A 22,578-nucleotide genomic window follows, 5' to 3' on the forward strand; every position below is an offset into this window, starting at 1 on the left:
CCTGAACCCTCGTCACAGCCTCAACGGCTCCCTGTTCGAGACCCTCATCACTGGATCCAAGGGAAGACATGTATCCAGGGCCTTAAACACTTTGCCTCCAATGGTTTCCCCTCGGGTTGAACCCTCCTATGCAACCGGCTTCCCGGCACGGGCCTCCAGGGGTGCTGCCGCGGCTGCAATCCTTGCCTTCCCCAGCTTGCTCAACACGTAGAGGGCCTTCCTACGGGACAACACCTGGTTATTGTTCCCGCAGTATGGGCTGAAGATGCACCTGGGGCATCCATCGTGGCAGTCGCACCTGCTCATTATCTCCTCAGCAACTTTCTCAGCATCCTCCAGCCTCTCGTAGAGCAGCTTCGCCACCCCGCTGCCGCCCACCGCTGCATCGTATACAACTATGTCTCCGCTCGGATAGCTCACGCCGCCTAGATCCGTTAACCCGGAGCCGCATACAACCCTTGCAGCCGAGATCAAGGCGTGTTCTATAGCGTGGAATGCCTCAGCACTCCCCCGGGCTCCAAGCTCGTCTGGAACAGGGTATTTTATGAGGGTGGCTCTCGTAGGATACCTGTATGCAACCGGCTCCTCCAGTTCCACGGTGGAAAGCGTCTCCCCACTATACATGTCTTTGACGACTACTCCCTCAACCCTTAGCTCTAACACGACCCTAGCGTACGCTGCCCTCACCCCGCTTCCAGTCCTCCTCTCAGCAAGGATATCGTAGTCCACGACGTCCACGGTGTAGAGGGGCCTAGTGTAGGATGCGTTGCCGCTCACCCTTCTAGCGTACGCCCTCTTACTCGATAAATCAATTGATTCAACCATGTATGATTCCCCAGTGTAGAGGTAGATGGCTCCCGGGTAGAGTTCGAGCAGTGCCACCGGTAGCTCACGGTAGGCTATGACCTCGCCTCGGCCTGAGTCAACGACCTCTACCACGGGGCCTGATGCACGTAGACTTCCGTGCTCCATGAGGAAGAGCCTTGCACGCCTCGGCACAGGTCTCACATATTCTCCCACGGTTTTCACGAATCCCTCCGCGGCTAGGTCGCCTAGAACCCTCTTCCACTCCTCAGGTAGATCCATGACCCTGGCTCTCCAAACCTGCAGTAGGTATGCGAGGAGATGAGTCTTAGACACCTCCTCGTTGAAGGGCTCTATCACCGATGGCTGGATGGACTGTGTGAAAAAGCGCTCCGGCATCCTGGCGTAGTAGGTGTCTATAGGGTCGTCGCCCAGCACGGTGAACACGTAGCCTCTTCTCCTCCTACCAACTCTCCCAGCCCTCTGCAAGTACTTGGTGTATGAGGGAGGCGGTGAAGCCATAACGGCTGCATCCAAGGCCCCTATGTCTATCCCGAGCTCCAGTGTAGGGGTGGCTACAACCCCGTCGACTACGCCGCTCCTGAGCTTGGCCTCTACATCCCTCCTTACGTCTGCTGGGAGCCCGGCTCTATGCACCGCTACATTAACCCCGTGCCGGGTTCGCAGGATCCTTGTGAGCAACTCGGCGAGCTGCTGGCTGTCAACAAACACTATGAATCTCAACCCTTTCCTCGAGAGAATACTGCATAGCTGTGCTGTGACACTCCACCGACTCATGTATCCCGAGGAGACTAGCACATGTGTAACAACCCCCCTCCTCCACGTCTCACCCCGTACCTCCACGAATTCCTCACCGAAGAGCTCTCCCGCGAACTCCCTTGGGTTGCCGATGGTCGCAGACGCCCCTATGAACACGGGCTTCGAAGCCCTGGATTTCTTCAGCCTCTCGGCAAGGTGGTGTATGTGGCTGCCTAGAACCCCCTCGTAAACGTGTAGTTCATCGAAAACCATGAAGTCCGCTCTCTCGGCAAACCCCCTTACATGGGGACTGTATATTAGTCCAGTGTGCAACATATCCGGGTTCGACACTATTATCGATGGAGGGTTCGAGGCGATTCTCCGCCTCAGCCTCACCGGCGTATCTCCATCGTACACGGCGAAGCTCACAGCCGGGTACACGGTGTACTCGATGAACCTGTTCAACTGGTCTCTTGCAAGAGCCTTAGTCGGGTAGAGTACCATGGCCCTAGGGTTCCATCCGTCTCCCTCCACCACCCTCTTGATTACTGGGAGCAGAAAGGCCTCTGTCTTGCCTGTTCCCGTTCCAGCAGATATCACCGTGTTCTCGCCGTTTAAGATGTGGCGGTAGGCCTCGTATTGAAACCTGTAGAGTCTCTCAATACCCTTGCGGAGCAATGCTTTGACAATGGGGTCCGGTAACCCGATGTCACGGATGCTTGGCCCGGGCTCTGGTTCACCCGTCTCCTCAACTCTCTCATATATCACTGATGCACCGCTCCCAGGGTACATGGATTTGAGCTCAGCGTCTACCTCTCTGACAAGGGGGTCCCTGGGCTCCATCACTCCACCTTTCTAGATAGATCCCTCAATAAGCGTTCCCTTTTAGTCAGCTTCCTCCACAGCTTGTAGTGTTCTTCACACAGGTACACGTGGCCGGGCCTCCTCGGTGGTGCAGCGTCGACGGGGTGGAGTAGTAGCCCATGCTCCTCCAGCACCTTTGCATCGAGGTAGCTTACCTTGCGGGCGGCATCCCTACCGCATCCATTCACACCGCACTTCCCTGTTGGCATGGCTCACGCCTCCACGTAGACTATATGTGGGGCTCAGGGATAAATATCCCGGTGCGTGATTAATGGTTTAAGGTGTATTCTACTTGGGGGAAGCCGTGGATTTAGAGTTAGCTGTGAGAACCGGGCTCGCGTTAGGCGCCGACTTCATTGACGTACGCTACCAGGAATACTATCATGAGTCGCTGAGCGTTGACAACGGGGTTCTAAGGGAGCTCACCACTACCCGTGCAACCGGTATAGGTGTGAGGGTCATCGTCAACGGGTTGATGGGTTATGCCACGACCAACGATCTCAGCCCTGGAAGCGTTAAGAGAACGGTTGAGGTGGCTGTTAAACTAGCTAGGGCGCTGAGGAGTAGTGGGATGCCGCAAGACATATATGAGCGCCCGGTTCAAAGGGATAGGGTTGCCAGCCACTACGTGGAGAACCCTGAAGACGTCGACTTATCGGAGAAGGCTGGATTACTGCTCGACATGTATAAGGCTGGGAGGAATATACCCGGGGTTTCAAGCCTTACAATCCCCTTCGGGTATGAAAGGGATAGAAGAGTGTATGCCTCAAGTAGAGGAGACTACGTCGACTACACTAGGAGAATGATAGGCATCGGTGTGAGAATAGTTGCGAGCAGTGGGGGAAGCCATGAAATGCTGTGGACAAGTGAATCCCGTGTAGCAGGCTGGGAGTTCATAGAGTCGTTCAACTGGCTTGACTACGTTGTCGAGAACAGTAGGCTCGCGGTCGAGGCAGCTGGGGCGCCACACGTGAAGCCGGGTAGATACGACGTCGTCCTAGACAACGAGATCGTCGGGTTAATGCTTCACGAGGCCTTCGGGCACGCGAGCGAAGCCGACATCGTGGAGGCCGGTGGCAGCGTTCTTGGAGGAAGGATAGGTAGCGAGGTTGCAAGCCCGCTTGTCTCAATAGTTGACGACGGGAGAATCGAGGGGGGAGTATACGTCCCCTACGATGACGAGGGAACTCCTAAGCTTAAAACATACACTGTGAGGAAAGGCGTGCTCTCCTCATTCCTCCACAGTCTTACAACCGCTAGAAGGCTCGGCGCCCAGCCCACGGGTAACGCAAGGATAATGTCCTTCAGGAACACGATACTCGTGAGGCAGACGAACACCTATATGGAGCCAGGGGACTGGGATCCTGTTGAAATGATAAGGGACATGAAGCGAGGGCTCTACGTGAAGGGGAAGGGTGCGATGGGTGGAGAAGTAAACCCGTTGACAGGTGCCTTCACCTTTACAAGCGGGCCAAGCTACATTGTTGAAAACGGTGAGCCAGTGAGACTCGTCAGAGGGGTAATGCTGAGCGGCATAATACTTGAAACACTTAGAAACGTCGACGCCGTTGGAAGAGACCTGGTGGTTAGGACAAGCGTGTTCGGCGGGTGCGGTAAAAGCGGTCAAACCGTTAGAGTAGGCGATGGAGGACCACATGTCAGGGTGAGAGGGTTCACTATTGGAGGTGGTTGAAGCCGTGCTGGAGAAACTCGTTGAAGCAGGCGTTGGAAAAGGGCTCAGCGAGGTTGAAGCGTACTCCGTGGAGTCAAGCATCCTCTCGCTCACAGTATCCAGCAACAAGGTTAAGGAGGCCTCTCGCTCCAGAATAGTTACCACGGGACTCAGGGGCGCGATCGGGAGGAGGGTGGGAGGCCTCGCGTTAACAGCGCTTAACGTGGATCCAGTTGAAGTGGCTGGAGAACTAGCCAGGATCGCCGGCGCAGCCCCCGAGGACCCCTACTGGCCGGGTTTCCCCACGCCTCTCCATGGAACAAGTAGAGCCCTCTGCCTCGATAAGAGGATAGCTGAGTTAAGCGAGGAGGAGGCGGTTGAGATACTCTTAAACGCTATGGAGGCCATGAGGAGTGCAGCAATATCCATGCATGTGGATGAAGCCGTAGTCGTAGAGGGCTCACTAAACATGGGCTCCCAGAGATACCGCGTGGTGAACTCTCACGGGGTGGACGCTGATGCTGAATGCACTTTCATCAGTCTATGGCTCACGCTGAGCGTTAAGACCAGTAGAGGCAGCTCCGATAAATCAGTGTTCACGGTTAGAAGAGGGCTCGACGAGCAATACTTGATGGAGCGATCCCGGGAGGCAGGCGAGCTGGCACCCTTGTTCGCTGGCGCCCGCCCGGTTGAGAGCGGCGTGTACGATGTAATACTGACACCCGAGTCCGCAGGCCTAATACTCTCAACCCTTCTAACACCAGCGTTCTCAGCGCTCAACATACTTGAGTCACGTAGCCCCCTGAAGGGCAAGGTGGGCGAAGAGGTTGTATCACCCGTCTTGACGATCACCGACGACCCCACCCTGCCACTGGAGACCGGTAGCAGGGGCTTCGATGATGAAGGAGTCGGCACAAGGATGAAAGTGATCCTGGATAAAGGCGTCTTCAAGCAACCACTCCACTCATACTACACGGCTTCAAGAATGGGTGATGAGCCAACTGGAAACGGGTTCAGACGGGTGCCCGGGAGCCCCACGCAGCCCGGTGCAACCAACATGGTGGTGCAACCCGTCAGGGGCAGCCTAGAGGACTTCACCAGGGAAGCCGGGAGGGCGCTGGTGGTGTACGAGATGATAGGGTACTGGATGAGCAACCCTGTCAACGGGGTTGTCAAGGCAACGGTGAGTCACGGGCTCCTCGTGGAGAAAGGCGAGGTTGTTAAACCCGTTAAGGGAGTTGTGATCACTGGGAACATATACGAGTGGCTTGGCAGGGGGTTAATAGGCGTCGGCAGTGATCTAAGGATCAACAATGGTGTCGGCTCCCCGAGCATATGGGTGAGCAGGGTAAACGTCGCCGGGGAGTAGGACTAGGTTTTTAATCCTAGTGTATTCTGCTTCAATCAGCATGCCTCAACTGCAGTATCTCCCCGCTCGTCAACCTGTGACTCCCCCTTTCATCCTCGATGATTAGCTCCCCGTACTCTGAGACATCCCTGGCAACCCCCTTTATCTCCCCGTTGCTTGTGACAGCGATAACCCTCCTACCCAGCGTGGACAAGTGCTCCATGTACTCCTTCCTCAACTCCTCCGGTCTACTGGTCAGCTTGTCGAGGCGACTGATCCAGCCCGAGATGTAGGATAGGATCCTGTTGCGTGGCACATGGTGCCCCACTATGTTCCTGATGCTTTCAGCTGTCTCCAGCGGCGGGTCATTGTTCACGTTTAAACCCACCCCTATGTAGCTCACTATGCTTACACCCACGTATTCCCCCTCAAGGAGGACCCCGGCTATCTTCCTCCCCTTGTAGACTATGTCGTTAGGCCACTTGATCTCAGCGTCCACCACCAGCTTATCCCTCAGGGTTCTAACCAGGAGGACAGGTATGGCTACAGGTAGGAGTTGCGCAACCTGTGGAGCCACGCTTGCCTTGAACGTGACCCATAGCCCGCCGAGGTTACCTATCCATGTCTTCCCATGCCTACCCTTACCCTGAACCTGTAGCTCTGAGAGCACAATGCTCCAGGGAGACATCTGCCTGGCCGAAACCATCGTGGAGCCTGACACGATCTTGTAGAGGTAGCTCCACCCCCAGGGCTTGAATCTCCGGGGGTTGTCACCGGGGCTCCAGGAGATCCTTGACTTCACTGTTTTAATCATATAGTACCTGGATAACTCCTCTGCGATGCCGAGCACCTCGTCCTGGTGTACACCCAGCTCCTTTACAGCCTCGGAGACCGGTATCTCATCGTGCTCCGAGAGTAGCCTCAGTAGTTCGAGCTTTAAGGCTAGTTCACTCGTCACCTGTCTCCCCCCTTAATACCTTAATTTTATCGACGACCTTATCAATGTTGAGGATCCCCGGGAGATCCGGGTAGTATCTCCTCAGGAACTCGTAGAGGTTCACGACTGGTGCATCCCTCCTTGATGTTGAGACCTCGACAATCCCCTCTCTCCACAGCTTGGAGAGAAGGCTTAGCAGAGTGTTCCTGATGTTCTCCATTTCGACAGCTGCATTGTACTCCTTCTTCAAGTACCTTATCACCAGGGCCGGGTTACCAGAGTATTTTTCAAGCACCTCCCGGTCCTTCTTGACCACTGGGCATGCCACGCTCACTCCGTAGTCGGCTGTGGCCAGTATATACTTGTTTCTCTCATCTATGTTGTATCTGACGTGCCGGGGCACATAGGGGTAGCTTCTACATATGAGCGGCTTGTATACATCGTGGATCATGCACTTGGATCCCGAGAGGAAGATACACCTACCGTTGTGGAGCTCCATCACGTAGCTGAAGGCTAGGTTAACCCTGTTCACCTCCTCGAAGATCACGTAGCCTGGTTGACTACTATAGGGTAGTCCAAGGGCGTCAGCTATGGTTCTCAACACTATGTCTTCATGCGGTAGTATGGAGACAGGTGAGAAAGTACAGCAGAGCCCGCAGGCTGGGCACTTGAAAACCGGTACCTCATGCTCCACCATGGAGTCCTCCATCCCTGGTCAAGCTGTAGCATAGTAGCCGGGTAGTCTCTCACTGTACAGCATCCGTATTCTTTCAACCCCTCCTATACGCTCTATTATCTCGGCCACAGGTGGTGGAACCAGTTGCTTCCAGGATGGATCGTTGGCAAGCATCATCCGCCTGATCGCTGAGCCACTGTAAGTATCCCTCTCCTTGACCGGTGGGGGGATCACCTCGTAGCCCTCCTCCATGAAGAGGCGCTGTATAATGGGGTTTAATGTGACCACGGATTTAAAGGGTGGACTATACTGTCGCACGAAGTGCACGGCAGCCCTGTTCACCTCCAGTGTGGGGAGAGTCACCGTGACATACCTTGACAAGTCGTGTCCAGCCCATTTAAGGGCCCCTCTTATCATGAGCAATCTCTCCCCGGCTGTGAAAGGGTTTTCAGGCGTGTGGCTCTGGCTCGCCATCCCCACCACTATTATTACCTCATCATAGTTCCTGTAGCAGTATTCGATAGCGTTTAAGTGACCGTAGTGGAATGGCTGGAACCTCGCTATCACTAGGCATCTCTCAGTATCCATGTGTAAGCACCTATAGGGATCTCTAGTGCCTAGGCGATTATAACTATTTCGAGACCGGCTTCAACCCGTGGGCTGCAGCCGTGAAGCCCCGTCACCCAGGGTTGCTGAAGAGGTGTCAGCCCACTCTCCCCAGTCTCTCAATATACCTGCCGAGCGCCTCCACAACCCTTTTAGCCGCCTCGATCTCCCTGCTAACCATGCATTGCTCAACTAGTTCAACCCTGTACTTCTTGTATTCCTCCTGGGTAAGCCTCCCCTCGGAGAGCAGGTTGTTCACCTGTGTCACGCAGTCTCTTTCAATGCTCTTGGTCCAAACGGTTGCCACATATATGTACGGGTACCTTGGATCCAGCTGCCTAATCTCAATGAGCCCCTTTAACTCGGCTGCCACGATGAGATCCTTGACTGCTTGGAGCTCGCTTTCCTCGAATATAAAGCAGTTGTACCTTGAAAAAGACTTCATCACGCGTTCAGCCAGGTTTACCGCGCTCACTTCTCATCGCCTAGACGCGTCGTTGAAACAGGTATTCTAAGTGCTTCAGTGAAAACCCTTACAAGCCATGCGTAAACAGGGTTTCCAACGCTGCGTCTAAGCATGCCGTTGAAGTACCTGGCCCTGTACACCAGCTCCCCTCTGTGGTTGTACACGCTTACATAGCCTTTTACACGGCCAAGGTGGTTTCTCACGAACCACCCGTAGAGCGCGAAGTCGCCGTGGGATAAGGATACCTTGATTAATCTAGCTGAGCCGACAACATATGTTGGAGTGGCTTCAGCCTCCTCCACTGCAACGCCTTCACCGGGCTTCACCAAGCCTAACCCCCTCCTATACACTAGGAGGGTGCTTGAAGCAGCATGCTTACCGCTCCTGCTCCTGGAGGATTCAACCTTGAAATACCCTGAGCCCTCCACTAGCATTGCCTACCGCCTGCTTCACGTATGTAGAGGAGACCCCCCTCCTTGACATCCACCACCGGGTCCACGGCTTCGATGATTATGCTCCAGGGATCGTTCTGCAACTGCCTGTTCACCCTGGCTGTTACACCGCTTAAAACAAGCTGTTTAACACCGTTGTAGACCTGTGAGCCCTCCAGCCTGCCCTCACTACTATACCTGTTGACTTCAACCCTGTATTCATCGCTGGCGAAGTAGACGTTGACTATGAGCCTGATCATTAAACCACCTACATTGTAAGCTTGAACCTTGAGTAATCAATGCCCCTCACGGATTTATATGCCTCCTCAATACTCCTCCTGTACTCACCCATATCTATCCCCAGCAACGCCTCCAACACTTCTCCAACAACCCTGGAGACCACCGGCTCCATGTCAACCCTGTACTTCTCCCTCTTAACATAGGCCCTGAAGATCACTGCGAGAGGCAGCTCCCCCTCCAGCAGGTTCACCTCCGGCCCCGGCACCACCTGCCTCCCCGAGACCTTACCCGTGTAGAGCACTATCTCAGGCACCCCGCTCCCCCAGTCCGGGTAGAGGAGGCTCTTAGGCACCGGTGATATGTCGAGTACATCAACCCATAGGTCATCCTCAGCTACCCCGATGCTGCTGAGCCTCCCGGCAAGCTCCTCCACGAGCACTGATGCAACCTTACTCCTCCACTCCCTGTCAAATATGAGCCTCAGTATTTCACCGATGAACCTGGGCCCCCTGTACCCGTTTAAAACGTATTCTCCGCCGACCCGTCTCCAGAGAGGCTTCCTCTCAACCAGCATCATTCTAGCTAGGCGTCCAACCTCAGTTGAGTCCCTTAGGGCCTTCCCGAGGAGGACACTGTACATGTAGACATCGGTGAGCTCTAGGAAGCCCTCCACCTCCCCCCTGGCCAGTGCAAGCACCCTGTCCGCCAGCCCGTATTCCTCGTCAAGCTTCTCTAGGAGGGTGTCCAGTATCTTGTCGAAGGCCCTGCAGACACTGTGGTAGTAGACGTGCTCATACATACTGGCCTTGGCAACCATGTACTGCTTGAACTCCCCTATCCCGGTTCTATCCAGGACAGCCTTGAAGACTCCTTTCTCAATGAATGGATAGGTGTTCCTGTAGAGTCTCTCGTAGCTTATATACCCGTACTCGCTTGTCCCAGCGTAGTAGCTGTCCCTCCTCAGGAAATCCATTATATCCGTAGGATACAGGCCATCCCTGATAATCCACCTATACGCGTCGACAAGCGGCGATCCTTCACGTCTCTCGCCGAGCAGCTTCTTCACCATGCTTGTCAAACCAGTTAAACCATACCTCTCCTCAGCCTCCAGGAGCCTGTCCTCTAAGAGTAGCTCTAGGAGTTTAAGCCCTATCTTCTCATGGTTAGATAGCTCGCCCAGCACATTCTTCTTCCAGAGCACAGAGTACTCGAATGAATGACCGAAGGCTGCATGCCCCACATCGTGGAGGAGCCCTGCCAGCCTAGCCGCCTCCACTAGGGTTTCAGGCGAGTATCCTTCAAGGACGTCTACGCCGTGGATTGAGACAAGCTTCCCCGTTAAATCCTCCGCAACCAGCCCGGTTAAATGCATGACGCCCAAGCTATGCTGGAACCTGGTGTGGACGGCTCCAGGATACACTAGGTGGGCTGTTTGAAGCTGCATTATGTATCGGAGCCTTTGAAGCAGGATGCTGTTCACAACCTGCTCCTCAACCTCCCTGTTGAAGTAAACGTAGCCGTAGATGGGGTCGCTAACCATCTTCCACGTGAATAAACCAGTGGAGCCACTGCCTAGGCGCGTGGTGATCCCCTCGCCGACAAGCCTCCATGTAGCTGGATCCAGGAGGACGCGGGCTGAACGACCCTGGAAAAACAGTGCCTAAGCCTTTCTAAGCACCCAGCCCTCAGGCCTTCTCTCAACCAACCCCTCCTTCCTTAAATCGTGTAGTCTAGCTCTCACAGTATTGTAGTTGAGCCCCGTCAACCTACTTATCTCCTTAGGCATGAGGGGTTTCCCCTGGCTACCCAGGAACTCAACCAGCCTCTCCTTAACCGTCCTCTGCTCACTCAAGCCCACCACCCCTGGTGATCAATCGCCGTAAAGGTATTTAAACGCTCCAGGAGCACGCGGCTGTCCACGCATATACCTTGGACAGGTGAGGATGGAACCGGGCCGCATCCACGTCTCCGAGCCACATGTAGCCGTCGAATAAAACAGTGTAGGGCCCCTGATGCAACCGGAAGCCCCGCGCCCTTTAGGGCGGGAGGAGGTCAGTCGGTAAGGGATTCAAGCGCTGTAGCAGTGAAGACGCATGCCTCCCCTGGGGCTCCAGCATGCTTCTCTTCGCTGGCTGCCACGCGTCTCCCAAGCATCTTGCCGAGGTATCCCTCTATTATCCCGAGCGTCACGGATGAGGGTGCCTGTATGCCGGCCTCCCTGAGCGCTGAGCACTCCCAGTTATCAGTTATCTCAACCCTGTAGTTCACATAGTCACTTGTCGAAGCCTTCACAACCCCTAGACCTAGTGCACTGTACACTGCTTCAAGGAACCTCAGCCCCTGCTCCACGTACTTCTCGAAGCCCCCTGCATCCTCTACTCTCCCATTCCACTCCACGTAGAGGTGTACCCCTATACCCTTACCCAGGCTCCTTAAGACGTTGTGCACCTGGCTCTCCAGCCCCGGATTGGCTGATAGCTGCCTATACATCTCTCTGACACCCTCCTTCAAAGCACCCTGGGTGAACACATAGGCTCTTTCATGGGCGAAGTAGAGGATAGTGTTCCGCAGGAACACGTAGGAGTTGAAGGCCGTGTAGTGGTCGACGCTTAAAACTATGTCACGCAACTCCTTCCTCAAGGCCTCCGCCAGGCTGCTGCCGCATGCATCATCGCAGTCTTCTACAAGGATGAGCAGCCTCCCCTTATCCATATCCCTCGTTACAAGGCCCGGCGTGGTTATATTCGCTATACTCAGCCCCCTCGATAAAATAAGCTCCGAGATCCGTGCTACAACACCTTTACCATTCCTCACAATGAGGTCTAGGAGCGTGAAATACCTGTCTCTGAATAGGAAACCCGTGGGAACATATGCCACCTGAATAACCGGGGCCTCACCCCTCCTACCTCTCCCGAACAAACCGCGCAGAATACCCGGGCACCTCCCAGAATCCCTGAGAGCACGATAAATAACTAATTATGCAGGGAGAGTTAAAAACTTTTAACCCCACTTCAATCCCACATACAGCACACTAGTATAGCGGCGCAGTATACTGGAAGACGCATCTCTCATCACCGTAAACGCTTGCCAGTAGGGTTATAATCCAGTCATATCCCGAGGGCTGCGTGTCCCAGTATATCTTCCACACTATTTTCACACCGCTGAACACTGTTAAACCATTAATGTCCAGGGAGAGCAGGCCTGCGAATAGGTATGCTAGAGTAACACTAGTATACCCGTTACAGGAGAGATTCTTTGGTGGTGGGAACGGGTTATCGTATGGTGGTGGGAATGTGTCATCGTAAATCGTGTAACCATCGAAGTACACGAAGGCTGTGGAGTTCACGACGAGGCCCGCGGCGAGGGATAAGGATTTACAGGCATCCACGTTCACGGGTATCTTGAAGATCACGAGGGTTGAGCCATTCCCATAGTAGTATGAGGCGTAGAGGCTTCCAGCAGCGTAGAGTGTGCCTGAGTCATTTCTAAGGGTTATGAAGGGTGTTTGAGACGTGGAGAGCCTTTCAAGCATCTTACTGTAGACGCGTAGCTGTATCCTGGATGGATCAGGAATGTAGAGGGATCTCCGCCCGTTGACATCCACGTATGCATCAATGTACACGGGGAGTATGAAGCTATCGCAGAGCAGTCTACCCCTCACGAATGTAACGTTGAACCCGTACTCCACATATTTATCGAAGTGCTTGTAGCCGGCTTCCACCGAGAAAACATCCACGCTTACATTCACCCTTAACACATTGATGAACCTCGAGTACGGGATCGACGGGTTACCCTCGAATCCAACCCTGTAGTCGACGCTCGGTGGATAAACCACCACGGTGATCCCAGCATCCCTCATCAACGTACCCCAGTTCTGGAGGGCACTGTACACGCTGGATGAGACAGCGTTTAGGTAGAACTGTAGAGTGCTGTTCAAGCCCTGTATGAACCTGTCTAGGGATGCATTGACTCCCGGCTTACTGTAGTTCAAGCCGCATTCACCAGGGCACACGAAGCTCGTGTAATCATATATTGTGGGCCATGAGGCGGTTATGGCTCTACATGTCCTTGAATACCGTGTGGGGGTCTGGTTTATATCGTTGTATCTCTGCATTTCAGATGACCATTTATTCATGAAGCTCTGGTACGCTGTTTTATTAGCGCTGGCTACTGCTGAGACTATGACCGTGTCGAGTTGGGCGTCGATAGCCCTCCATATGGTCTGCTTCTCCTCCGCGACCTGTATGTTTGAGTAATATGTTAGTGTTGACGTCGTGTAGAGGAGGGTTGTCGTCATCAGGAGGACGAGCAGTGTAACCGCTATGACTACGGGTAGCTGTGCTCTCACTAGTATTCAACCCCCACCCCGTACTTCACGACTGTGCCGTATACAGTGCCAACGGTGTAAGTGTAGTTGGCGTGGAACCCTGTGCCAGTCCTCGACACTATTTCAGCCGTGCACGACTCGCTTCTCACCGTGCTCAAGCCCCCTGTTAAACTATACTCGGTTATATTCACGTAGACCCTTAGGGCGTTGAGCTTCGTGAGCAATGCGTCAGCTAGGCTACATGCCGTCCAGTAGGGTTTCCCCATGATTACATCGTATACGCTGACCCCTCTCACGGTAACCCTGTAGCTCGAGGTGTACGCGTAGATACCTGTGAATAAGACGGCTACTGTTGCGACAACTAGTCCGAGTGCTACACTGGATACGAGGACCTGTATCTGCCCCTTCACTTCAACTCCTCCTCCAGCTCCACAAGTCGACCATGTAGGTGAACATCCCTATGGTCACGTAGGATGAAACCCTGTCGGCGTCGCCGGGCGGGTGTTCGGGTGCATTGGTCACAGTGTAGTTGTTCCTGTATGCTGGTGCGTAGATCACCCTGGCTCCATCGTAGATTGTTGCAAGCACCATGTTGTAGATCGGGTAGTTGACGCTGGCTTTCTCCGTTGCGTTCTCGACTAGGCGTGACCGGCCCTCAGAGTACACCCAGTAGCTCCTTCCCTTGGCAAGGTATAGTGTGTAGGCATCCATGGATGAATTATATGTCTTTTTCTCCCCGAGATACATGGTTTCAGTGGTATTGTATTCCATGTAGGATACGATGTCCCCGCTCACTATCATTTTTATCGTTATATTCGTCCATGAACGAGTGTAATTCGCCAACCCCTGTGTAGCCACATAGTATATTGTTGAGTTGAAACCCGTGTAGTTATAGAATGAAGTGGGCTTCAAGCCCGCGTTTCTATCGGCGAGGACTGTGAGGAGCCCTCCGGGCGCGGCCACTATGTACCCCATGGTGGAGGACTCGTTGAGCCAGTAGCCTATGAACCATGTGCTCCCATACCCGCTTACAGCCACAGCCACGGATACACCCTTGAAGGATAGTGCTGAGTAATTATACGTGTACTTGAAGACGTCGCCGGCTTTAACCGGGTTCAACTGCAGCGATATGCTTGCAGCACCGTTCCAGGAGACGAGTAGAAGGTATGTTGTCATATTGAACGGCGAGTAGACGGTCACCGTTCTTCCGGTTGGGTCAAGGGTGACGTTAATCGGGCTGTATAGTCTCGCATAATAATAGTACTCGTCGTAGGCTGAGCCCGCATACCTCCTTATAAGGCTGTCCAAGCTGCTCCTAACCTCCGCCACCTCTATAGATGTGTTCCCATTATTGTAGGCGTCCCTGAACGCTAGGCTTACAGCGGAGACAAATATGTCTCCTACTGCGACAGTCCCCCTCCCCTTTGTAGGCGTGTAGAACTGTGTAGCAACCATGTTGTAGAAGGGGAGTATTGAGAGCACTATGAGGACTGCTAGAACATACTCCACAACCTCCTTCAACGACCCCTCACCCCTCTAGGCACCTCTACCACGACTACTCCCCCGGTGCTCTTGATGGCGACCACTATGTCGACTGTGAGGTCGCTTGAGAACACTATGTACCCTGAGTACTGATCCACGATCACAGTTGGCGGCTGAGGGAACGAGGCATTCTGGATCAGGCCGCTACTGTAGGATACACTGGGCTCCGGGTACACGAAGGGCCTCAGCATTATCAACTGGAATAACCCCGTGGTATTAGTGTTCTTAACATTGCTTAATCCTTCCGCTGACACACCGAAGACTACTCTGAGGGAAGCGGGCTTCACCGTGGATGTCAAGCTGTAACTACTGTAGAGGGCCCTGTTAAACTGGTTCTCGATGAAGTAGTAGAAGGATCCATTGAAGTATCCCACGCTAGTCCAATACCAGCCCCATGCAACATTACTGACTCCCATACCGATGCAAGTGGAGCCCGTGTCCAGGAGATACACGTATCCCCCCTTGCCGACGTTAACATTGCAGATATTGTTGGCTGACGCATGTATCATCGCAGAGAACGAGGACGTTGACTCACGGATGCCGGGCGCGTACTCTATGATTGTTCCCCCCGAGATCACCTGGTTTATTTCGAAGACGTCGACCAGGACCCCGTCCCCCGTGTATATGTAGAGGTATACGGGGCCATCCACGCCTAGCACGGGTTTAAGCGTCACGTTGAGCACTGCCACGCCATTGGAGCCCGCCACGCCTGAAGCATTGAAGTCCCCGTCCCACAGCTCGGCGATCCAGCCGGCTGGTAGACCCACGACCATTATGCTCGTCAAGTCAACGGGGCTACCATACCTTATCGCGACTAGGTCGTCGAACTCTGAGCCGGTGTAGCCTACGGGCACACCATTGTAGTACACTATGGGTCCTATGTAGTCTGCTCTCCCCGTGAAACCCTGGGTGCCCTGCCTTGGCAACTGGTAGACAAGGGAGCCGTCGCTAGCCCTGTACACTGTGAGCTCTAGCTCGGGGTTCCCCTGCCCCTGCGCCGGGTTCCTTATCGTGGCGTTAATATAGAACCATTCGCCATCTGGATCCACGCTTACACCCGTGGACTCGCAGTCAAGCTGGGTCTGCCCTTGGAGGAGCCGGTCCACGTCTAGCTGGCACACCTGGAGGTAGCCCTTGTCATCCACTGTGAGCACTATTGCGAACGCTTGGTTAGACGTGTTGGCAAGCCCCTCGCTGAGCACGATGCCCCTGTATACCCCGCTGTAGGAGTCGACTCTAACCTTGTAGAGCATGCTTGCGTATTCACCCGTGGAGCTTATGCTTCTCTGCGCTATTGCTATGGAGATATTGGTGTTCTTGCCGACTTGTATAGTCTGTAACGCCGTGTTATTGACTACGAGGTTCACGCCTTCCCCAGTTACCTCCCCGGTTATGCTCCAGTTGCCGTAGATAATAGTGTAGTTGGAGAGGCTTGTAGAGGGGTCTATTACGGGTGGTATGAGGAGTATACTGTACTTTTCTGCAGTCGTGTTCCAGGCGTAGAAGCCTGCCCTGTAGTTCTGGCTGTTGGAGCCTGTGTCAACGGGGCTGCCGAGGGCCTCCACTATCCACCCCAGCTTCCCAGTGGCATCCAGCTCCTGGACAGAGTATATGTTCACGTAGCCCGGGCTAGCGGTATAGGTGGCTGACACGGTGAGCACTGAGCCGTTTCCAGCGATATTGATTGACGCAGTATTATTGTATTTGACTCCCCAGACCCCGCTTAAGAGTAGGCTCTGGATGCCACTGTACTCGCCTAGGCGGCTGAGCAACGTGAATATACCCGGGTTGCTTTTCTCCTGTGCGAAGCTGTTGCCCCAGTACATGTATATGGTCTTCACCTCCCTAGCCTTCAGCAAGGGTATTTTCACCCATATCAACGCGTTCACGCTGCCCCAGTACTCTATGTAGTAGTCTAGAGGGGTGACGCCGTCGGAGTCCGTGAACCTCACGTCACTCCTGCTGGGCGAGTACTGTTTACCGAGATACGTGCAGTTAACTCCTGTTAGTGAAAGATTCACGAGCACCAGGTAGTTGCTGAGATCCACGCCTGCACGCTCAGTTACATTGATCGGCATACGGCAGAGGAATGGAACCCCGTTCTCACTGTAACCATATGCAGCGTCGAAGCCGGTTCTATACTTGTTGATCACTACACGGCCCCTGGCGACCTCGACCCCGGGTATCATGGATGCGGATGCATACCCATATATAGTGTTATCCGGGGAGGACACCACCACGTAGAGGCCGGTGTCGCCTGGTACACGCGGGAACAGCTTACTCAAGCTGCTTCCCACACCTATGTATACATTGTACTTCTCGCCTGCAGCCGCCTCCACAGGGTTAGCTAGGTGTATGATAGTGTTGTTCAACCCCCTCATGTAGGCGTCGAGAACCGCGCTATTTATCCTTACCGCTATCGCGGAAGCTATCTCCTCGTAGAGTTGCTGGAGGTTATTGTACCTCGTAGTATTATACATTATGGATCCATAGTTGACCACGGCTATAATCACTGCCACCATTACGACGCCCCCTATCACATGGGTGACCAGCGGTGAAGCCACCTACACCACCTCCACAACCACGTCTTCAACGACTATGTCCACGGAGAACGGGACGCCTGCATACGCCTCCCCGAATCCGGCCTTAACCAGGTCGGCGACACCATAGCTCCTCCTAACGCCCACTATATAGTCGTAGACAACGATCGTTATGTTCCAGAGGTTTGCAGCAATATTCGAGTAGACGTGTCTAAGCCCGGTTGGAGTGATCCTCAAAGAGTGCCCGTTGCCCCCGGCTAGGTGGACAGTTAAATTATATAGTTGAAGCACGTAGTAGTATCCCTGTAAATCCCCCTTCAAGACCACGTCGACGCTCAACAGCATCCTGCACACGTCAAACGATGTCGTCATCAAGCCGCTTGATTCACTCCTGTACTCGTAGACCCTTGGCACGAACCTGACATCGCCTACAAGGTACTCTCCCACCCCGTATACAAGGCCCACCGGCGCCCCCGGGATACCTGCTCCCAGTGTTAAAGCAGCACAGTTGAGGACTACAACAGGCGTCGAACTACTATTCAAGTACACCTCTATGCGTCCAGCTTGAGTATACCCTATGGAGGTATGCTGCGCCGGGATGGATGCAGCGTATTCTCCAGCTAACACTATGTTGGGGAAGTAGGCGGCCATGGATTTAAAGACGTGTTTAACATACTCGTACTCCGTCTTCTGGAGGCTTGACATCGTGGCAAAGTAACTGTAGGGTATGAGGGCGAGCGCTAGCGCGGTGAAGACACCGACAAGTATAAGGGTTGAAAACGTCTCGGAAACACCCTTCATGAATATTCATCCATAGCTTTTTACTATCTCTTTTACATCCAACCCCCTTTTAATCCTTTACAGCTGAAAGCCCGATCTTTCAAGGCGGGGTTGAAGGGTTTAAACGTTGCGTGAGGGACCCCTAACTCCTGTGAATTGCATTCAGGGCCAGCCCTGGGCCCACGGGGGCATCCGCCCCGTAGATGAACGGGTGTAAACCCGGATAGATGCAGGAAACCCTTTTAGGGCAGGGAGGAGGTCAGCCTATCATGATGCCTGTGTTAACCACGTAGATTGTTGCCTTGTAGAGGATGGTGTTGGAGGGTATGCCTGGCAGCGGTGCCCCGTTCACTGTTACACTGGTTACATTATAGTTCTCTGAGATAACCCGGATCACTGGTGACACTACGAGGTATCCCTGCCCTGTCACCAATGGGGGCTGGTACTCGTTGTTCACGCTTGTGAAGTTGAAGAAGAATAGTTCGAGGCTCAGGGAGCCCCCTATATTTTTAACGGAGTAGTAGATCCTGCAGGCGTCGAGCACGAGTATGCTCCACCCGTTCGAGTAGTACTCGTATAGAGAGGGGACTAGCAGCGTGTCGTTTACAAGCGTCTCGTTAACCCCTCTGAGCAGTGTTGGCTGCATATTGGTTAACACGGGTCTTGCCACGGCGGCCTTTAAAACGTAGCAGCCGCCTCTGCTCACCGTTACGGTGGAGCCGTTGCTCAGGGTAAGGTTCACTGTGAGGTTAACCCTTTTGAACTCGTACCCTATTGATGCCACCTCATGTGGATACCTGTACTCCAGTACCCTGTTATCCATGTAGCCCTGGGTTGAGATAACGTCTGCAATGTTCCACAGCACGGTTTTCACATGCCCGTACTCTGTTAAAGCCTTCACGTAGTCGGTGTAGAATGCTGTGTAGAAGAATACTGCGAGGGATATTGCGACGGCGACCGTGAACAATATTACAGCGGCAACCACCTCGCTTACAGCTCTAGTAGCCTTCATGCCTCTACGCTACCCCGTGAAGAATGGTGTTGCAAGCATTACTATGAGGGTGATCAACGTGAGGAGGACGGCGTGGACTACCCCGGCTATAACCCTGCCCGAGGACACTTTGCCCGCGACAATACCCATCACATAGTTGTTTAAAACTATGCTTGGCAGGACTACTCCGGCTGCCTGGTTGAATGTGCCCACCTGTATCGGCAGCTTAGCCATGTAGCCCACCATGTATATCACGGTGACGGCTGAGAGTATGCCGCCCATGTACGGGACGATCATCAGTGTCCTCAAGCTCCTCTTCCTCTCATCCTCTATGGCTTCAACGCTCTCAGCGAACCATGCAAGGTTCTCCAGTACTTCAACCGTGCCTCCCCCTACCTCTATGGAGTCTGTGAGGATGAATAATAGTACCTGCCCTATCCACGACCTGATCTTCCTCATCACTTCATCGGTGATCCTCCTTAAGGGTATCCCTATGCTTAACTCCATTGCTATCTTCCTGAGGTGCGGTGTGAAAACCCCGTAGTCCCTTGGACTCAACTCTATGATGCTTCTCTCAGGGGGGAGCCCGGTTTTCCTCACCTCGACGAGATCCCTTAGGAACCTCGTTATCCCCCTTGTAACCTTGTACTCTCTCGAGGAGTAAATGTAGTATGCTAGCCCCGGTAGGGAGGCAATGATCAGCGCTGTGGACAACGCTATTGATGAATACATGTAGCCCGGTGGGTTAGCAATGTTGAATAATAGGAGGAGGCGTCCAGTGAGCTGCGTGAACGGGTTCATCCTCAACGGGTGGTATGGCGGCAGCATCGTGTAGAAGAACACGCCGAACACTACGAGTAGGAGTGTTATAGGTATGAATGTTGCAAAGAAAACCATGTAGGGCTTCCAATCCATGAATGGATCCTTGAACTGTATGAGGTCGGCTAGATATATTATGACGCCGCTCAGCAAGGGCATAACTATGTATAGGAAGAAGAACATTCCCTCACTTGACAGGCCGAAGGGCACGACGCCTGCGAACCCTGTTGTCACAAAGTAGAGGACGGTGAAGCTTATCATCGTTAACAGTATCATGGCTAAGTATGCTTCAAGCAGCCCGCCCAGCCTATCCGCTATTATCTTCATGCCTACGAGCATCTCGTTGAAGAGGAGCCTTGATCTTTTATTAAGGTAGTCTACGACGTCCCCACCGGCCTTCACCGTGGCTATGTAGCCTGAAAGCGTCTCCTTAACCCTTGAACTAGGGGTTCTCTTCGCCAGCTCGTCGAAGGCCGTCAACGGGTCTCTCCCAAGTATCCTGTTCAACAATATGAACCTCTGTGCCAGCTCACTCGTCCTCTTGAAAATCGTGGAGCCCTTGAGGATTCTTTCAAACGCGATGTAGGGTGAAAGCCCGCTCATAACCATCGTGCTAAGATAGCTTGAGAGAAACGGGAACTCGCCGTCAATGGATGAAGCCCTATTCGACGCGTAGAGCGAGGGCAGGGAGACCATGAGGAGGAGTACGAGCGTGGGTATTGAAACAGTGATGGCAACGCCCAGGGGGCTCCGGAAGAGGAGTGCGAGGAGAATTGTCAGGGTGATTGAGGCAGCGAGTGAAACGATGAACACGAGCCCGGTTAACGCAGCGTAGACCTCTGAGTGCATGTGGATACCGGACTTCTTGATCGAGTCACCTATATTCGGAAACATCTTTAAAATCCGCTTACCAATCCAGTTGAAATACTTGTAGACCCAGTCCCAGAACCTCAAAACACTCCACCATGCGGCCTAGTCGTCGAGAAGTATCTTTAAATACTGCAAACTTATAAATCTAAGCAACCCTATAGTTTAAACCATGCACTGTGTTTTTCAACCAGTTGCCTCCAGTAACTATCAGAGGGGTTAGGGGTATTGAAGCCGAGGCTGAAGCTACCGTTACCCTTGAAGCGCGGGGAGAGCGGTGGGAAGCGGGTTGAGGAGAAGGCGAAGATACTGAGGGAGAGTATCGCGGCAATCGAGGAGTTGGTGCAGGTAACGCAGAGGGATCCATCGTGGCGTGTGCTGGACTCGTACTACATATACAAGCCCTTCGTGAAGATAACTATTGCTGAAACACCCAAGGGGCCAACATACTTCGTTGAGGAGCAGGGATTGGACGAGGAGGACAGGGCCGCCCTCGAGAAGCTCTACGAGATCCTGATGGATGAGATAAGGCCACCTCAACGGAGAGAGGACTTAGCGGACTTAAAAGGGTACGTCTTCAAGGAGGTTGAGCGGATCAGCGACAAGTACCGTGAGAAGCTCGGGATGGTGGGTTCGAGGAGGCTTAAGCTAATGTACTATATTGAGAGAAACCTCCTCGGCTACGGTGTCCTAGACCCCATAATGAAGGACCCCAACATCGAGGACATATCGTGTAACGGCGTCTCAATACCGATCTTCGTTTGGCACAGGAAGTACGAGAGCATACCGACAAACATAGCTTTCACCGGTGAGGAGGCTTTAAACGAGCTGATAATGAAGATGGCGCACATGGCTGGGAAGCACATAAGCATAGCCTACCCAATACTCGACGCAATGCTACCGGAGAAGCACCGTGTGGCAGCAACCTACAGTAAAGAGGTCTCCACGAAGGGGCCCTCCTTCACAATACGTAAGTTCCGTGAGAAACCATACAGCATAGTGGAGGTCATAGAGCAGGGCAACATAGATGCCGTCACAGCAGCCTACCTCTGGATGCTACTGGAGCACGGTAAGACATTCATGATCGCCGGCGGCACGGGTACAGGTAAGACAACAATGCTGAACGCGCTCTCAATGTTCATAAAGCCAGGCATGAAGATAGTGACTATAGAGGATACACCCGAGCTCAACCTTCCACACGTCAACTGGGTTCAGTTAACGAGCAGGGAGACATACGTCGTCGGGACACAGAGCCTGGGGACAAGCGTCAAGCTATACGACCTGGTTAAACTCAGCCTCAGGTATAGGCCTGACTACGTGATCGTTGGCGAGGTACGTGGAGAGGAGGCCTCAGTGCTCTTCCAGGCCATGGCTACGGGTCACAGCGGGGCAAGCACGATCCACGCTGAGACCCTTGACTACGCTATTAAAAGGCTGACAAGCCCCCCGATGAACATACCTCCCACATACATGAGGCTCATGAACGTCTTCATGCACATTCAGAGAGTGATCACCAGGGTTGAGAAGGGCGTTGTGAAGGTGCGGAGGAGGATCACGGTTGTCCAAGAGGTTGAAGACTACGAGAAGTATAGGTTGATAAGCAAGTGGGATCCAAGGACGGATAAGCACGTGGTCAACCTGGGTGAGAGCATGCATCTCGAAGACGTCGCCGCGAAGAAAGGCCTGGACGTGGAGGACGTGGTGGAGGAAGTGAAAAGGAGAGCAGTAGTCCTAGAGTGGATGAGGGAGGAGGGCATTAGGGATGCATGGGATGTCTCGAGAAGAATATTCGACTACTACTATGAGCCGAAAACCGTGTATGAGCATGCTGTGAAACGGTTGGCCGAGATCAGGGGGACGAGCACTGAGAAGGTGAGCGAGGAGTTAACGTCTCCTCAAGCCTAGCATA

Annotated in this window: 21 protein-coding genes; 3 read left to right on the top strand and 18 right to left on the bottom strand. The window is 53.5% G+C overall.

All coding sequences use genetic code 11. From position 1 onward, the window contains the following. Window positions 1-126: 126 nt before the first annotated feature. On the bottom strand, window positions 127-2,406 hold the full coding sequence (locus DESMU_RS01395) for a DEAD/DEAH box helicase (RefSeq protein WP_013561807.1): 2,280 nt from the start codon (window positions 2,404-2,406) through the stop codon (window positions 127-129). Next, window positions 2,406-2,636, bottom strand: a complete 231-nt coding sequence (locus tag DESMU_RS01400) for a hypothetical protein (protein ID WP_013561808.1) — start codon at window positions 2,634-2,636, stop codon at window positions 2,406-2,408. The genes DESMU_RS01395 and DESMU_RS01400 overlap by 1 nt, the downstream gene beginning before the upstream one ends. Before the next feature lie 83 nt (window positions 2,637-2,719). Here DESMU_RS01400 and DESMU_RS01405 point away from each other — a divergent pair, with 83 nt between their 5' ends. Beyond that, window positions 2,720-4,120, top strand: a complete 1,401-nt coding sequence (locus DESMU_RS01405; RefSeq protein ID WP_013561809.1) for a TldD/PmbA family protein — start codon at window positions 2,720-2,722, stop codon at window positions 4,118-4,120. After that, window positions 4,113-5,468: a TldD/PmbA family protein gene (locus DESMU_RS01410; RefSeq protein WP_245526502.1), complete on the top strand. Its 1,356-nt coding sequence runs from the start codon at window positions 4,113-4,115 to the stop codon at window positions 5,466-5,468. The genes DESMU_RS01405 and DESMU_RS01410 overlap by 8 nt, the downstream gene beginning before the upstream one ends. A gap of 31 nt (window positions 5,469-5,499) precedes the next feature. Here the strand turns inward: DESMU_RS01410 and DESMU_RS01415 are convergent, their stop codons facing one another. The 16 genes from DESMU_RS01415 to DESMU_RS01490 all read right to left on the bottom strand — a co-directional run bounded on the left by DESMU_RS01415 (window position 5,500) and on the right by DESMU_RS01490 (window position 20,756). Continuing rightward, window positions 5,500-6,405, bottom strand: a complete 906-nt coding sequence (locus DESMU_RS01415; protein ID WP_013561811.1) for a biotin--[acetyl-CoA-carboxylase] ligase — start codon at window positions 6,403-6,405, stop codon at window positions 5,500-5,502. Then, complete coding sequence (locus DESMU_RS01420) at window positions 6,395-7,081, bottom strand: YkgJ family cysteine cluster protein (RefSeq protein ID WP_048078640.1); 687 nt, start codon at window positions 7,079-7,081, stop codon at window positions 6,395-6,397. Before DESMU_RS01420 ends, DESMU_RS01415 begins: the two co-directional genes overlap by 11 nt. Window positions 7,082-7,099: 18 nt before the next feature. After that, window positions 7,100-7,648 (bottom strand): nicotinamide-nucleotide adenylyltransferase, encoded by a 549-nt coding sequence (locus tag DESMU_RS01425; RefSeq protein WP_013561813.1) that lies wholly within the window; start codon window positions 7,646-7,648, stop codon window positions 7,100-7,102. A 115-nt stretch (window positions 7,649-7,763) separates the two neighbouring features. Beyond that, window positions 7,764-8,141 carry a hypothetical protein gene (locus tag DESMU_RS01430; protein ID WP_013561814.1) on the bottom strand — a complete coding sequence of 126 codons (378 nt, stop codon included), beginning with the start codon at window positions 8,139-8,141 and terminating at the stop codon, window positions 7,764-7,766. Then, the gene (locus tag DESMU_RS01435; protein ID WP_013561815.1) at window positions 8,138-8,566 is read right to left on the bottom strand and encodes a hypothetical protein; all 429 of its coding nucleotides are present in this window, start codon (window positions 8,564-8,566) and stop codon (window positions 8,138-8,140) included. Before DESMU_RS01435 ends, DESMU_RS01430 begins: the two co-directional genes overlap by 4 nt. Continuing rightward, complete coding sequence (locus DESMU_RS01440; protein ID WP_013561816.1) at window positions 8,560-8,823, bottom strand: hypothetical protein; 264 nt, start codon at window positions 8,821-8,823, stop codon at window positions 8,560-8,562. The genes DESMU_RS01435 and DESMU_RS01440 overlap by 7 nt, the downstream gene beginning before the upstream one ends. A gap of 8 nt (window positions 8,824-8,831) precedes the next feature. Continuing rightward, window positions 8,832-10,343, bottom strand: coding sequence for an HD domain-containing protein (locus DESMU_RS01445; RefSeq protein ID WP_013561817.1), 1,512 nt, complete (start codon window positions 10,341-10,343; stop codon window positions 8,832-8,834). Between the two features lie 120 nt (window positions 10,344-10,463). Beyond that, entirely contained in the window at window positions 10,464-10,661 is a 198-nt protein-coding gene (locus DESMU_RS01450; RefSeq protein WP_245526503.1) for a helix-turn-helix domain-containing protein, read from the bottom strand. Between the two features lie 194 nt (window positions 10,662-10,855). Beyond that, window positions 10,856-11,680 carry an ACT domain-containing protein gene (locus DESMU_RS01455; RefSeq protein WP_245526466.1) on the bottom strand — a complete coding sequence of 275 codons (825 nt, stop codon included), beginning with the start codon at window positions 11,678-11,680 and terminating at the stop codon, window positions 10,856-10,858. Window positions 11,681-11,834: 154 nt separating this feature from the next. Beyond that, window positions 11,835-13,151 carry a hypothetical protein gene (locus DESMU_RS01460; protein ID WP_013561820.1) on the bottom strand — a complete coding sequence of 439 codons (1,317 nt, stop codon included), beginning with the start codon at window positions 13,149-13,151 and terminating at the stop codon, window positions 11,835-11,837. Beyond that, the gene (locus DESMU_RS01465) at window positions 13,151-13,540 is read right to left on the bottom strand and encodes a hypothetical protein (protein WP_013561821.1); all 390 of its coding nucleotides are present in this window, start codon (window positions 13,538-13,540) and stop codon (window positions 13,151-13,153) included. Before DESMU_RS01465 ends, DESMU_RS01460 begins: the two co-directional genes overlap by 1 nt. Before the next feature lies 1 nt (window position 13,541). Continuing rightward, window positions 13,542-14,651, bottom strand: coding sequence for a hypothetical protein (locus DESMU_RS01470; protein WP_013561822.1), 1,110 nt, complete (start codon window positions 14,649-14,651; stop codon window positions 13,542-13,544). Beyond that, window positions 14,648-17,236, bottom strand: a complete 2,589-nt coding sequence (locus DESMU_RS01475) for a DUF2341 domain-containing protein (protein WP_013561823.1) — start codon at window positions 17,234-17,236, stop codon at window positions 14,648-14,650. The genes DESMU_RS01470 and DESMU_RS01475 overlap by 4 nt, the downstream gene beginning before the upstream one ends. Next, window positions 17,237-18,013 carry a hypothetical protein gene (locus tag DESMU_RS01480; protein ID WP_013561824.1) on the bottom strand — a complete coding sequence of 259 codons (777 nt, stop codon included), beginning with the start codon at window positions 18,011-18,013 and terminating at the stop codon, window positions 17,237-17,239. It abuts the gene before it with no gap. Window positions 18,014-18,251: 238 nt separating this feature from the next. Further along, complete coding sequence (locus DESMU_RS01485) at window positions 18,252-19,004, bottom strand: hypothetical protein (protein WP_013561825.1); 753 nt, start codon at window positions 19,002-19,004, stop codon at window positions 18,252-18,254. 9 nt (window positions 19,005-19,013) lie between these two features. Beyond that, window positions 19,014-20,756 carry a type II secretion system F family protein gene (locus DESMU_RS01490; protein ID WP_013561826.1) on the bottom strand — a complete coding sequence of 581 codons (1,743 nt, stop codon included), beginning with the start codon at window positions 20,754-20,756 and terminating at the stop codon, window positions 19,014-19,016. 141 nt (window positions 20,757-20,897) lie between these two features. Here DESMU_RS01490 and DESMU_RS01495 point away from each other — a divergent pair, with 141 nt between their 5' ends. Beyond that, window positions 20,898-22,574 (top strand): type II/IV secretion system ATPase subunit, encoded by a 1,677-nt coding sequence (locus DESMU_RS01495; protein WP_013561827.1) that lies wholly within the window; start codon window positions 20,898-20,900, stop codon window positions 22,572-22,574. Window positions 22,575-22,578: the final 4 nt, after the last annotated feature.

This window comes from Desulfurococcus mucosus DSM 2162 (assembly GCF_000186365.1).
GTDB lineage: Archaea > Thermoproteota > Thermoprotei_A > Sulfolobales > Desulfurococcaceae > Desulfurococcus > Desulfurococcus mucosus.

What these genes read in the sequence shown, in the direction of transcription:
- DESMU_RS01395 (WP_013561807.1), bottom strand. Translation starts at nt 2,406, where the DNA reads ATGGAGCCCAGGGACCCCCTTGTCAGAGAGGTAGACGCTGAGCTCAAA.
- DESMU_RS01400 (WP_013561808.1), bottom strand. Translation starts at nt 2,636, where the DNA reads ATGCCAACAGGGAAGTGCGGTGTGAATGGATGCGGTAGGGATGCCGCC.
- DESMU_RS01420 (WP_048078640.1), bottom strand. Translation starts at nt 7,081, where the DNA reads ATGGTGGAGCATGAGGTACCGGTTTTCAAGTGCCCAGCCTGCGGGCTC.
- DESMU_RS01425 (WP_013561813.1), bottom strand. Translation starts at nt 7,648, where the DNA reads ATGGATACTGAGAGATGCCTAGTGATAGCGAGGTTCCAGCCATTCCAC.
- DESMU_RS01435 (WP_013561815.1), bottom strand. Translation starts at nt 8,566, where the DNA reads ATGCTAGTGGAGGGCTCAGGGTATTTCAAGGTTGAATCCTCCAGGAGC.
- DESMU_RS01440 (WP_013561816.1), bottom strand. Translation starts at nt 8,823, where the DNA reads ATGATCAGGCTCATAGTCAACGTCTACTTCGCCAGCGATGAATACAGG.
- DESMU_RS01445 (WP_013561817.1), bottom strand. Translation starts at nt 10,343, where the DNA reads ATGGTTAGCGACCCCATCTACGGCTACGTTTACTTCAACAGGGAGGTT.
- DESMU_RS01480 (WP_013561824.1), bottom strand. Translation starts at nt 18,013, where the DNA reads ATGAAGGGTGTTTCCGAGACGTTTTCAACCCTTATACTTGTCGGTGTC.
- DESMU_RS01485 (WP_013561825.1), bottom strand. Translation starts at nt 19,004, where the DNA reads ATGAAGGCTACTAGAGCTGTAAGCGAGGTGGTTGCCGCTGTAATATTG.